At 41.5% G+C, this 13,334-nt stretch carries 13 protein-coding genes; 11 read left to right on the forward strand and 2 right to left on the reverse strand.

Annotated features, from left to right (window positions below; all coding sequences use genetic code 11):
• Nucleotide 1: 1 nt before the first annotated feature.
• The 8 genes from OCK74_RS05500 to OCK74_RS05535 all read left to right on the forward strand — a co-directional run bounded on the left by OCK74_RS05500 (nt 2) and on the right by OCK74_RS05535 (nt 5,570).
• Nucleotides 2-244, forward strand: coding sequence for a S1 family serine peptidase (locus OCK74_RS05500; RefSeq protein ID WP_279296007.1), 243 nt, complete (start codon nt 2-4; stop codon nt 242-244).
• Between the two features lie 131 nt (nt 245-375).
• Complete coding sequence (locus OCK74_RS05505) at nt 376-1,020, forward strand: hypothetical protein (protein WP_279296008.1); 645 nt, start codon at nt 376-378, stop codon at nt 1,018-1,020.
• 35 nt (nt 1,021-1,055) lie between these two features.
• Nucleotides 1,056-1,364, forward strand: a complete 309-nt coding sequence (locus OCK74_RS05510) for a winged helix-turn-helix domain-containing protein (RefSeq protein ID WP_279296009.1) — start codon at nt 1,056-1,058, stop codon at nt 1,362-1,364.
• 61 nt (nt 1,365-1,425) lie between these two features.
• Nucleotides 1,426-2,793 carry a cell envelope integrity protein CreD gene (creD, locus tag OCK74_RS05515; RefSeq protein WP_279296010.1) on the forward strand — a complete coding sequence of 456 codons (1,368 nt, stop codon included), beginning with the start codon at nt 1,426-1,428 and terminating at the stop codon, nt 2,791-2,793.
• Between the two features lie 10 nt (nt 2,794-2,803).
• Nucleotides 2,804-4,204, forward strand: coding sequence for a B12-binding domain-containing radical SAM protein (locus tag OCK74_RS05520; RefSeq protein ID WP_279296011.1), 1,401 nt, complete (start codon nt 2,804-2,806; stop codon nt 4,202-4,204).
• 19 nt (nt 4,205-4,223) lie between these two features.
• Nucleotides 4,224-4,442, forward strand: a complete 219-nt coding sequence (locus OCK74_RS05525) for a hypothetical protein (RefSeq protein ID WP_279296012.1) — start codon at nt 4,224-4,226, stop codon at nt 4,440-4,442.
• A 69-nt stretch (nt 4,443-4,511) separates the two neighbouring features.
• Nucleotides 4,512-4,880 (forward strand): diacylglycerol kinase family protein, encoded by a 369-nt coding sequence (locus tag OCK74_RS05530; RefSeq protein WP_279296013.1) that lies wholly within the window; start codon nt 4,512-4,514, stop codon nt 4,878-4,880.
• Between the two features lie 3 nt (nt 4,881-4,883).
• Entirely contained in the window at nt 4,884-5,570 is a 687-nt protein-coding gene (locus tag OCK74_RS05535) for a DUF1361 domain-containing protein (RefSeq protein WP_279296014.1), read from the forward strand.
• Between the two features lie 57 nt (nt 5,571-5,627).
• On the opposite strand, the gene OCK74_RS05540 is transcribed toward OCK74_RS05535, so the two are convergent.
• Together OCK74_RS05540 and OCK74_RS05545 are read right to left on the reverse strand one after the other, a co-directional pair.
• Nucleotides 5,628-6,974 carry a sensor histidine kinase gene (locus OCK74_RS05540; protein WP_279296015.1) on the reverse strand — a complete coding sequence of 449 codons (1,347 nt, stop codon included), beginning with the start codon at nt 6,972-6,974 and terminating at the stop codon, nt 5,628-5,630.
• Entirely contained in the window at nt 6,964-8,319 is a 1,356-nt protein-coding gene (locus tag OCK74_RS05545; protein WP_279296016.1) for a sigma-54-dependent transcriptional regulator, read from the reverse strand. Before OCK74_RS05545 ends, OCK74_RS05540 begins: the two co-directional genes overlap by 11 nt.
• 298 nt (nt 8,320-8,617) lie before the next feature.
• Here OCK74_RS05545 and OCK74_RS05550 point away from each other — a divergent pair, with 298 nt between their 5' ends.
• The 3 genes from OCK74_RS05550 (at nt 8,618) to OCK74_RS05560 (ending at nt 13,333) form a co-directional block, all read left to right on the forward strand.
• Nucleotides 8,618-9,871: an efflux RND transporter periplasmic adaptor subunit gene (locus OCK74_RS05550; RefSeq protein ID WP_279296017.1), complete on the forward strand. Its 1,254-nt coding sequence runs from the start codon at nt 8,618-8,620 to the stop codon at nt 9,869-9,871.
• Nucleotides 9,872-10,127: 256 nt separating this feature from the next.
• Entirely contained in the window at nt 10,128-10,805 is a 678-nt protein-coding gene (locus OCK74_RS05555) for an ABC transporter ATP-binding protein (RefSeq protein WP_279296018.1), read from the forward strand.
• 80 nt (nt 10,806-10,885) lie between these two features.
• Entirely contained in the window at nt 10,886-13,333 is a 2,448-nt protein-coding gene (locus OCK74_RS05560; protein WP_279296019.1) for an ABC transporter permease, read from the forward strand.
• The last annotated feature ends 1 nt before the right edge of the window (nt 13,334 follow it).

Below are 13,334 nucleotides of genomic sequence, written 5' to 3' on the forward strand. Positions count from 1 at the left end.
AATGAAAACAGCTGGAGTGAAAGCCCCGTTAACTGAAGGCAAGAGCAGTCAAAACACAGATGATTATAAGTTGATGTATACAATTCCAACACTTCCCGGATCCAGCGGCTCACCTGTGCTCGATGAAAAAGGTAGGCTGGTGTCTGTAAACTTTGCCGGGATCAGCTATACACAAAACTTTAATTACGGCATTCAGCCAGGTAAGATCAGAGCGTTTTTAAAGAAATGTGATATAAGTATCTAGGCTATCTATTAAAAATATTTCACTTCTTCTTACTTATTAAAAGGCCTTTTGCAATCACATAGAAAAATTTTCCCTTCAAATTTGGTAGTTACCCATTTTTCTTATTTACTTTGTATTACAAAGTGCTTTTTATGAGTTTGGAAAGTCAGCCATTGGAGACCTTACAGGACATTCGTCGCATTATGCAGCGCTCCTCCAGATTTATTTCACTGAGTGGACTAAGTGGCATCGCTGCCGGCGCCTGGGCTTTAATTGGGGCCTTCATAGCTTATGACTGGATTGATGAGTACTATCAACAATATAACAAGTCTGGATATTCCGGCGCTGCTTTTCAACATTTGAAATGGAGCCTGGTGTTTCTGGCAGGCGCAGTTCTTGCTGCGGCTTTGGCTTCAGCCTTTTTCTTTACCTGGCGCAGGGCATCGCAAAACAACCTGCCTGTTTGGGACCATACAGCAAAAAAGCTGACCATCAACATGCTGATCCCTTTGGTCACCGGGGGACTGCTGATCCTGGCAATTTTGCGGTATAATGATTGGAGTTATGTGGTTTCTCTCTGTCTTATATTTTATGGATTGGCCCTGGTGAATGGTAGTAAATATACTTTGAGTGACATCCGCTACCTTGGTCTGCTGCAAATCGCTTTAGGACTGATTTCTACCCAGTTTATCGGGTATGGTTTGTACTTCTGGGCTTTTGGCTTTGGCGTGTTGCACATGATCTATGGCTTTGTGATGTGGTGGAAGAATGAACGTCATCCTGGTGTACATGTTTGATTGTTGGCAAGAGTTTGAATGATAATAAAAAAGTAATGGCAGTATCAAAAAACCCGATATCTGGTCTGAATAAAATATTTGACAACCGCATTCGCCTGGGCGTTATGAGTGTGCTGATGGTGAATGAGGAAGTGAGTTTTAATGACCTTAAGCAGATGCTGGAAGTTACAGATGGCAACCTGGCTACTCACATGGTAACATTGGAAGAGAATGGATTTATTAAAGTGCACAAGGGTTTTATCGGGCGTAAGACCAATACTACCTATTCTATTACCAAAGTGGGGCAAAAATCATTTGCAGATCATCTTAATGCATTGGAAAACATGATCAAAGGAGTAAGGTAATTTTTTTTGCACTTACACTTTGAAATACAAAGTACTTTTTAATATATAAAAACTGACACACATGGAAAGCTTCGCACAAAACATTTGGTCCAAAAGTAAATTGCTGGTTAAAGGCCTGATCATTGGCCTGTTGGTACTACTGTTAATGATTCCAACTTTTTATGTCCAGAACCTCATCAAGGAAAGAGAAGAACGTCAAAAGGAAGCCATAGCGGAGGTTAGCTCTAAATGGGCAAGCAGGCAAAACATTTCAGGTCCGGTAGTTGTAGTACCTTACTGGAAGGCGGCAGGTGATACCTCCAAAAGAGTGCAAACAAAACACTTTGCAACATTCCTGCCTGATGACCTGAACATCAATTCTGTAGTATCACCGCTGGAAAAGCATAGAGGGATTTACAAGGTGATGCTCTATACTTCCAAAAACGATATATCTGCCACCTTTAAAGAAATCAATCCACAAAAGCTAAACATATCACAGGAAAACATTTTATGGAATGAGGCATTTGTAAAAATGTATGTTACCGACACTAAGGGGCTGAATGAAGAGTTGGTGGTAAAGTGGAATAACCGTCCTTGTCTGATGGCACCTCAAACAGAGGCTGAAGAAGTTGCCAGTGGCGGATTGAGTGCACCATTGAATCTTACAAAAGCTGAAGATTTCAAAAATGTAAAAGTATCAGCTACGGTTGATCTGAGTGGGTCTGAGCAATTATTGTTTACGCCTTTTGGAAAAATAACCACTGTTAATCTGCAGTCTTCCTGGCCACATCCTTCTTTTACAGGTAATATCCTACCACAGAGTTCAAACTTAAAAGAGAATGGTTTTAGTGCGACCTGGAAAAGCCTGGCCCATAAGCGCAACTTTCCGCAGCAATGGAAGGATGGGGCTTACGTTGTTGGTGACCAGGATGGACGTTCGGTTGATCATGCTACCACTACAACGCCTGTTGGCAATGGTATCAATACCAGTTCTGCAGCTTTTGGGGTCGACTTGTTTGTGCCGGTTAGTGGTTACCAGAAGACCATGCGTTCGATCAAGTATGCTGTTTTATGCATCCTACTCACTTTTGCAGCTTTCTTCCTGATCGAGACCACACAGAAGAAGTCGGTACATCCTTTTCAATACGGATTGATTGGTTTGGCACTGATCCTGTTTTATACATTATTACTTTCTTTTTCAGAATATATAGGTTTTAATGCTTCTTACATCATCGCATCCCTGGCTACAATTGGCCTGATCGCCTGGTTTGTCAATGGTATCCTGACATCTTCGAGGCTTACTACTTTACTGGCAATGGTACTCCTGCTCATGTACACTTATATCTTCACCCTTTTGCAACTACAAGATTATGCGCTTTTATTGGGTAGTATAGGTTTGTTTATTACACTGGGTGTGATCATGTCGTTTACAAGGAAGATGCAATGGTAAGGAGGTATGTATGAAGATTAAAATGATTTTGCCTGCGCTTACTGAAGCCAAGAGCCCATACTGGCGTCCGATCAAGTACTCTTTATTTCCACCCTTAGGCCTGGCTACACTCGCTGCTTATTGCAATGCTGAAGATGAAATAGAATTGCAAGATGAACATGTAGAAGTGCTCAACCTGGATGATGAACCGCAATTGGTTGTCATCCAGGTATATATCACCAATGCTTTTAGGGCTTATGCCCTGGCGGATCATTACCGTAATAAAGGTGCTTACGTTTGCCTGGGAGGATTGCATGTATCTTCCCTGCCAGACGAAGCTCTACCTTATGCCGATAGTATTTTCATTGGGCCGGCGGAGGATACGTTTCCTCAATTTTTAAAGGATTTCCGAAAGGGTGATGCCAAGCGCGTGTATGTTAATTCTAAAAGGGACATTGAAGGTATACCGCCAGTCAGGCGTGACTTGATCAAACGACATTTATACCTTGTTCCGAATTCAATTGTTGTGTCGCGCGGTTGTCCCCACCATTGTTCTTTTTGTTATAAAGATGCTTTTTTTGAAGGCGGTAAGTCGTTTTATACCCAGCGGGTTGATGCTGCACTGGCCGAAATAGATCGTTTGCCAGGCAAGCATCTGTACTTCCTTGATGATCACCTGTTAGGCAATTATAAATTCGCTTCAGCTCTTTTCGAAGGGATGAAAGGAATGAATCGTGTTTTCCAGGGAGCTTCCACTATTGATGCCATTTTACGTGGTGACCTTATTGAAAAAGCTGCAATGGCTGGGTTGCGCTCGGTTTTTGTCGGCTTTGAGACTTTAAATGAAGCTAATCTTCATCAAAGCAATAAGAAGCAAAACTTGGGAAAAGACTACCAGTCAGCTATTGAACGGTTGCATTCCCTGGGGATTATGATCAACGGCAGTTTTGTATTCGGACTGGATGACGATGATAAGGATGTATTCTCGCGTACTGTTGATTGGGCAGTGCAAAATGCGCTCACTACGGCTACTTTTCACATTCTTACACCTTATCCTGGTACTGCTTTATTTAAAACAATGGAACAGCAGGGCCGATTGCTGCACCGAAACTGGGATCAATATGATACCCGCCAGGTAGTGTACAAAACTGTAGGGTTATCTGCTGAAGAACTAAAGAAAGGTTATGATTGGTCATACAAATCATTTTATAGCTGGAGTAATATTATGAAAGCCAGCCTGCAGCACGAAAATATAAAACACAAGATCAAACATTTCACATATGCAGGTGGCTGGAAAAAGTTTGAACCCCTTTGGAACTTTATTATCAAGACAAAAGGGCTGAATGGAATGCTGCCATTGCTGGAAGCAATCTTATCTAAAGTAAATAATCGCGGGAAGGAAGTAGCTACTCCTTTCCCTGCAATTGCATAAAACCTCTAAACAAACCATCATGAAAACAATCTGGTTTCGTCAATATGGGTGGATCTATATTCCTGTTCATTATGCAGGATTCCTGATCACACTGCTGGCTATTATTTTCCTGGTGCCTGTATGCCTGGCTATTATCCGCAATGGACATTCAGGAAGCGACGACCTGTATCAAATGTTTGTCTATATCACCTGCACCGCATTCTGGTGGAAATGGATTGCCGATAAAACAAGTGTATAGAGATGATTAGATCGGCAATGAATAACTGGCAATAGTGAATTATTGAAATTTGTACTTATAATTATTAAAATGGAACGAAGAAGGTTTTCGACAAAGGAAAGGCTCAGCAGCTTCGTTTATGCCTGGGCAGGTATCAAAGTTGCTTTACGGACTGACCACAACACCTGGATACATTTAACACTTACAATACTAGCTTTTGGCCTGGCAATTGCTCTGAAGATCGGCAGGATAGAATGGATGGCCCTGGTTATTGTGATAGCCATGGTGTGGACGGCTGAATTGTTCAATACCGTTATAGAAAAGATTATGGATTTCCTGTCAACAGAAAAGCATCCCCAAATAAAGATTATCAAAGACATGGCGGCGGCGGCAGTGCTGGTTACGGCCTTGGCAGCTGTTGTTGTTGGTTTACTCATTTTTATTCCTAAACTATTGTGATTCATGAATTACCTGATTTCCAAAGTGCCGTTTCTGCGCCGCTTTTATTTCGAACAATCTGAATTAAACCGTACCCTTTTGCTTTCCTGCCTGTTTAGTATTGTGCTGGTTTGCATCAGAGGGGTATATGCCGATAACTGGCGGTACATTTCACTGATATGGAATCTCTTCCTGGCATTTGTTCCCTATTGGATTTCCAATGCCGTTAGTAAGCGTGATGTTTGGAAGCAATCAAATATAAAGTTCTTTGCTTTTTTAACCTGCTGGTTGCTTTTCCTGCCCAATTCTTTCTATATTATTACAGATCTTTTTCACTTACGGCAAAACGTTTCGATACCTCTTTGGTTCGATCTGGCGCTGATCTTTTCTTTTGCATGGAATGGATTACTAATGGGCGTTATATCTGTTCGGCAAATTGAAAAAGTCATAGAGAAAAAATGGGACATTGAAACAGGCATCTGGTTTTTATATCCCATTATGCTGCTCAATGCTTTGGGCATTTACCTGGGGCGTTACCTGAGGTTCAATAGTTGGGATGTTGTAACCAATCCCTCTAACCTCATCGATGAAATCAGGTACCTGCTGGTGCACCCTATCCGAAACAGGTTTGATTGGGGGATGATCTTTTGCTATGCAGTTTTAATGACTCTGATTTATGTTACGGTGAAGAGAATCAGTAAAGCGATTTGAACGACGAATTGAAAGAATGGCGAATCGTTTGAAACAAAAGTAAAATTGGGTGGAAGCTTATCCGAACTGCATGGAGAAAGCTGAGCCTTTACCTCGCACGGATTGTACCTGCAATGTGCCCCGGTGAAGCATGACAATTTGTTTACACAAGCTCAAGCCGATGCCACTACCATTTTTTTTGGTACTGAAGAAGGGGATGAATATTTTATCCAATAATTCTTCATGTATTCCGGAACCATTGTCAACCACCTTGATTGTGATCTTTCTATTGAGTGATTGGCTGGCAGTAAGAATAATCTCCGGGTTGGGTTTTTCTTTTACTGCTTCAATAGCATTTACTACGAGGTTGATCAATACCTGTTCTAGCAGGTTTGGATCAGCTTCCAGGGCCAGGTCGGGATTCTTTAAAATGATCTCAAGCTCGATATTCTTTTGCTCAAAAGTAGGTTCCATTAGTTTGTGGATGTTGGCAAAAAGATCGCGGATGTATACCTTTTGCAGGTTCAGGGTTGTGATCTTATTTAAGTTGCGATAGGTTTCTGCAAACTTGAACAATCCTTCACTGCGGCGCTTGATCGTATCTATACCTATTTCAAGGTCTTCCAGTGAGCCATCGTTTGCACTAATCTGGCTGGTTGAAAGATGCAGTCTTTTCTTGAGGGTTTCAGCCAGGGAAGAGATGGGCGCCACAGAATTCATAATCTCATGGGTCATGACGCTCAATAGCTTCTGCCATGCTTTGGATTCAGTTTCATCCAGTGCTTCGTTAACGTTTTGGAAGGCAATCAGTTTGTATTTTTTGTTATCCGTTTGAAAAGCTGTAGCTGATAATAATATCTTGAAAGTCTCTTTCTCCAGGTGGGCTTTTGCGATCTTGCTTTCGCCAGGTTGCAGGTTTTTAATGTCAGTGTACAAGTCATGGTCTCTCCTTGCTAGCGAATGAAATGTTTTGAGATAGGGCAACTGCAGCATTTTTTTTAGCGACTCGTTCATCCACCCGATCTCACCGGTTTCCAGGTCATAAGACAGAATCCCGGTCTCTACCAGTTCTAAGATCTTCTGCAGGTATTGGTATTGCATTTCTTTTTCTTTACTGATGATCTTGAATGTGGTATTGATTTCATTAAAGCCTTGGTGCAATGTTTGTAATTCTGAGGGCGCATGCTTCACTTCAAAGTAACGCGAGAAGTCGCGGTAGTGAACAGCTTCAACAAACTGAGAAAGTTCTTTCTGTGCTTTTCTTTGGAAGTTGATGAATTCGATTACCTGGTAAATGATCAGGGGGATGATGAAAACTAAATATATATACCACTTATTAACCAGCAGATAAGCTGCGGCGGACAATAAAATGAAGAGCAATAAAACACGTAGCACAATGCGCCACTCAAATTTTTTATATATCATACTTATTTAGTCTTCTGTATAAAGCGGTTCGGGTGATCCCTAGTTCTTTAGCAGCTTTGGAAATATTACCACTGTGCTTTTCGATAACGCGCAGAATGGTATTCTTTTCTACAGCACTAAGGTTGGTTTGCAGAGGTTCTTCCTTTACTAATGTTGCCGATTCGATTGGGGAGAAGATAACGTCATTTGCCTGCAGTGTATTACCATCTGTCATGATCACTGCTCTTTCAATAGCATATTGCAATTCGCGCACATTACCCGGATAATGGTACTGCATTAATTTTTGGATCGCTCCTTCATCAAATTCCATAGCTGGCTTCAGGTATTTGTTGGTGTATATTTTACTGAAATGCTTTGCCAGCAGGATGATATCATTGCCCCTTTTTCTGAGTGGTGGGACAACGATTTCCACAGTGTTGATCCTGTAAATAAGGTCTTTGCGGAATCGACTTTCATTAGCCAGGTCAGACATGGGTACATTGGTAGCACAAATCAGGCGGATATCAATAGGAATGGGTATGTTGGTTCCTAAGCGGGTTACCTGGCGGTTCTGCAATATGGTCAACAGTTTTGCCTGCTGATATAAGGAAATATTGCCAATTTCATCAAGGAAAAGTGTACCGCCATTGGCTGCCTCAAACCTGCCTTGCCGGTCTTCACGGGCGTCGGTAAATGCACCCTTCTTATGTCCGAAGAGTTCGCTTTCAAACAGAGATTCAGTAAGTGCACCTACATCTACTTTGATAAAGGGTTGCTTTGACCGTAAAGAATGCTGGTGTACTGCTTTGGCGATCAGGTCTTTCCCGGTTCCGTTCTCACCAAGTACCAGGATGTTGGCATCAGTTGGCGCGATCTTCCGGATCTTGAAGAATATGTCCTGCATGGCCTCTGATTCACCGATCAGCTCGTTGCCAATGACCGTGTTGCTCTCTACAAGTAATTTACTTGCCGTGTTTTTATTGTTTTTATATGCTTCTGTTATGGTCGCAAGGAGCTTTTCATTGTGCCAGGGTTTAACTACAAAGTCAAAAGCACCTTCCTTGAGCGACCGGATGGCTAAGTCAATATCGCCATATGCAGTGATCATGATCACTGCCGCATCAGACTTGAATTCCCTGATCTTTTTTAACCAGAAGATGCCTTCGTTTCCTGTATTGATCGAACTATTGAAGTTCATATCCAGAAGGATGACATCAAAACTTTGGCGAGCCAGCAAGTTGCGTATGTTCTCCGGGTTCTTTTCGGTTACAACTTCTTTTACTTCTGGCCTCAGTAATAAACGAACTGCTGTCAGAACATCAACATCATCATCAATGATTAATATACAGGCATTTTTTAGCGACATGGTAGAAAAGTGGTTGCTTCAACGAATCTACAACTATACCATTATTGTAAGGACTTGTAAATGAGCGGCAATACATTTAATGGATAAACGGTAGTGTATCAAAAGCGGACAGTATATGTGCAGAAATGAACGTCTTTGTACACAATGGAATTGTTAAGTGGTTGAAAATGAATCGCGTTCAACATTGGTATTATTGTGAATGTTAGAATGACGAATGATTCGAATGACGAATCTGGAGAGAAAATGATATTGGAAAAGTATTGAGCGTTAGACTACTTTCTATTTTAAAATTAAAACCGTGGATAGAGTTATTACAAAAAAAAGGTGGAATCAAAAGAGGATATTGACCATGGCAGGCATTATAGCTATTTTAATGCTCCTTTTGGGAAGCTGGTACTTTACGTCAGGGAAAAGCCGTTTAAATGTTGATCCTGAACGGATAACCATAAGTGAAGTAAAGAAGGGGACCTTCCAGGAATTTATTCCTGTAAACGGTATTGTACAGCCTGTGGCAACTATTTACCTTGATGCATTGGAAGGAGGACGAGTAGAAGAAAGATTTGTTGAAGATGGGGCTGTGGTGAAAAAGAACCAACCTATTCTTCGTTTGTCAAATACAGACCTGGAGTTAAGCCTTGCCAACCAGGAGACGGCTGTCTTTGAAGTGTTGACCCAAATGCAGAATACAAAGAATAATGCTGTTCAAAATACCATCCAGCAATTAAATCAAAAGGCAGAGGTTGAAAATGCTTTGACCGAGGCTGAAAGAATATACAAGTTGAATAAGTACTTGTATGAACAAAGGGCGCTTGGTTCACAGGAATTCAAATCTTCTGAAAACAACTATTATTACCAGGTAAACAGAAAGAAGCTAAATGACAAAACGCTACAGCAGGATGAGATCTCCAACAAACAACAGATCAACCAAATGGCCGCTTCTTATGCACGTATGCAGAATGCATTGTCGTTGATGAGAAGAAAAGTACAGGATCTTGTAGTGAAAGCTCCAATTGATGGGCAGTTAACGTCGCTGGATGCAGAAATCGGCCAGTCGAAAAATAAAGGAGAGCGTTTGGGACAGATTGATATTTTGAGTGGCTACAAAGTGCGTGTTGATATAGATGAGCACTATATTTCCCGCATCTTCATCGGGCAAATGGGAGAAGTATCTGTTGCCGGTAAAGACTATACGTTGAAAATTAAAAAAGTATATACACAGGTCAACAATGGCCGCTTCCAGGTGGATATGGATTTTATTGGTGCCACACCTCCGGGCATACGCAGGGGACAGTCGTTACAAATAAGATTAGCCCTGAGTGATGAGACAGAGGCATTGCTGGTAGCTAAAGGAGGGTTCTTTCAACAAACTGGTGGCAACTGGATCTTCAAATTGAGTGATGATGGGAAGAAAGCATATAAGGTTGATGTACAACTTGGACGTCAAAACCCTGATTATTATGAAGTGTTGAGTGGTTTGCAGCCGGGAGATAAGGTAGTGACTTCCAGTTATGAAAATTACGGAGATATGCAGGAATTAGTGATCAGAAAATAGATGATAGATGGGAATGACGAATGGGTATTTCAGAATGAGAAAGTTTAAAACTACAAACAGAATTATAAAACCAACGTTATGTTCAAGTTTGTTTTGCTCCTATGTTTATGTGTGACCAGTATTTGTACAGATGCGCATAAAAAAGCAAGCTCTCAAATTCTTATCGAATCTGATTCGGGAGTATTGCTAGATGAAGTAAACTTCATTTATCCTTTTATTGTTTTTAAAAATTAACACACTGCAATAAATAACAACAATGATAAAGATCACAAACCTGGAAAAAATATACCGGACGGAAGAAGTCGAAACAGTTGCTCTCAATAAACTTTCCATGCAGGTAGCTGAAGGGGAATTTGTTGCTGTAATGGGCCCATCGGGTTGCGGCAAATCTACACTACTGAACATACTTGGTTTGTTGGACGACCCGGATGGAGGCAGCTTTTTATTCAATGGCATTGAAGTCTCCCGCTTTAATGAGCGGAAAAGAGCCGATTTGCGCAAAAGGAATATCGGCTTCGTATTTCAAAGCTTTAACCTGATTGATGAACTGACAGTTTTTGAAAATGTGGAACTCCCCCTGATCTACCTGGGTGTTAGCACTTCGGAACGCAAGAGCAGGGTGGAAGCCGTATTGGATAAAATGCAGATCATGCATCGCCGCAATCATTATCCACAACAACTATCGGGAGGTCAGCAACAACGCGTGGCAGTCGCCCGTGCTGTGGTTAACAAACCCAAATTAATCCTGGCTGATGAACCTACAGGTAACCTCGATTCCAGCAATGGTAATGAAGTGATGCAACTGTTGACGGACCTGAATGAACAAGGAACTACAATAGTGATGGTTACACACTCTGAACATGATGCCCGTTATAGTCACCGCATTATCCGTATGCTGGATGGACAAACCGTATTGGAAAATTTAATGGTATGATGGGAATGACGAGTGATTCGAATATAGAATGACGAATATAGGGGGAGGTGAATAAGTTTTTTATTGGTAAAAGCAAATCCATGATAAGTAATTACATAAAAATTGCCTGGCGTAATGCAGTCAATAATAAAGTCTTTTCCTTTATCAATATTTTCGGACTGTCTATTGGATTGACCTGTTGCCTGCTCATTTCCATGTACCTGTTCAAAGAGTTCAGTTATGACAGGCAGCATGCTTTGGGCAACCGTCTTTACCAGGTGGGTACCCTGAGTATCATGGAAGGAAAAGAGGACCGCTTTGCCACTACACCTGCACCACTGGGACCTACCATGCAACAAGAGTTTGCAGAGGTAGAAAGCACCGTACGATTGTTAAAAGCCTTCCAGGATGATAAAACGCTTTTCCAATATAAAGCAGGCAAAGACATTCATTCGTTTTATGAAACTTCCGGATATTTTGCTGATCCAACTTTCTTCAGATTATTTTCTTACCAATTCAAAGAAGGCAACCCTGAAACAGCATTGAATGAACCCAACTCTGTAGTGATCTCCGAAGATATTGCCCATAAAATATTTGGTAATGAGCTTGCCTTGAATAAAACGGTTCATATCAACAGCAACACCAGTGGTGCTTATGATTTTAAGGTTACCGGCGTATTCATTCCTTCTAAAACTCCTTCTCATATTGATGCCAGGTTTGTCATGTCGATGCAGAGCGGGGAAGTGGGCCCATGGCTAAAGAAACTAGATGACCTGGCGAATAACAACCTGTTCTATACCTACCTGTTGTTAAAGCAGGGTGCTAAGCCAAAAGCTTTGGAAGTTAAATTTGATCCTTTCATTCAAAAGTATGCCGGGAAAGAACTGCAGGCGTCGGGACGTGGACGCAAACATTTCCTGATACCAGTAAAAGATATTCATTTGTATGCGAATACTGGAGGTAATGTTACACCTGGCGGCAGTGTCAGTTACTTATATCTTCTTTTTTCTATTGCCATTGTTACCCTGCTGATTGCCTGTGTCAATTTCATGAATCTTTCCACAGCCCGTTCCTCAAAGCGTGCCGTAGAGATTGGTGTCAGAAAGGTGTTGGGCGCAGAAAAAATAGCATTGGTACAACAGTTTTTGTGGGAAGCTATACTTCTCTCCTTGTTAGCCTTTGTGGTTTCACTGGTAATGACAACCCTTTTGATGCCCCTGTTTGAACAGGTGGCAGGAAAGGATTTTACTTTCTCGATACAGCAATATGTTTTGTTGATTAGTGGCTTTTTACTCATCACATTGATAGCTGGTATTATTGCTGGTATTTACCCTGCTTTTTACCTGTCCGCATTCAAGCCTGTCAAAGTGTTGAAAGGACGGTTTTCCAATTCCCTTTCGGCTATTTCCTTCAGGAAAGTATTGGTGGTTTTTCAGTTCGTGATCTCAGTTGCCCTTGTGGTTGCGTCCATCACGATCAGCAACCAGATGCGTTATCTTAGAAATAAGGATCTGGGTTTCCAGAAAGAGCAACAAATTGTTATTCCTTTACGCACATCAACAGCCAAACAGATCTATCCATCCTTAAAGAATTCATTGAATGCGAGCAGCTCTATTTCTTCTTCAGGGGCTTCTATCTTTTACCCGGGAATAGACAATGTAATGGATTGGCTCATGTATAGGCAGGGGGATGCTTCTGACAATACGAAACAAGTTTTCATGAACCGCGTTGATGACAGCTATTTACAAACGCTTGGCATTCAGTTGGTGGCAGGCCGGTTATTTTCTAAAGAATTCCCGGGTGACACAGCTAACCGGATCATATTAAATGAACAGGCTCTTCATTCTTTTGGATTCAAAGATCCTGAAGATGCTATAGGAAAGAACCTCATTATGGCCTGGGCTGGACGAGAAATGTTATATCCCATTGTTGGCGTCGTTAAAAACTTTCATTTTGAAGGATTGTATACGAAAATTGGAGCCTATGGCTTTTTGTTAGGTCATTCGCGGGACTATGGCTATATGATTGCTCATGCCAAAACCGGAAACATCAAAACTACACTGAGTAGTATAGGTACAGCATGGTCTACACTCAATCCAAACGAGCCTTTTGAATACAGTTTCCTGGACCAGGATTTTCAAAAGAACTATATAGCAGAAGAAAGGCTGGCAGCGCTTATTCGCTACTTTACTGTCATTGCCATTTTCATTTCCTGCCTGGGACTCTTTGGGCTAACTACATTCAGTATAGAACAACGTACCAAGGAAATTGGTATCCGCAAAGTGTTGGGCGCAAGTGTAGCGGGTATTGTATCGCTGTTGTCGAAAGATTTTTTAAAGCTGGTTGTTATTTCCTTTCTTGTGGCATCTCCACTTGCATGGTATTTTATCAACCAGTGGCTCCAGGGCTTTGCTTACAAAACACCATTTACGATCTGGATAGTGCTGGCCGGTTGCTTAGTAGCTTTCTCTATTGCGTTTCTCACTATCAGTATACAAGCTATCAAAGCAGCTATTGCCAATCCGGTGAAGAATTTACGAACCGAGTAAA

The sequence above is a fragment of the Paraflavisolibacter caeni genome, from assembly GCF_025628885.1.
Classification (GTDB): Bacteria; Bacteroidota; Bacteroidia; order Chitinophagales; family Chitinophagaceae; genus Flavisolibacter; species Flavisolibacter caeni.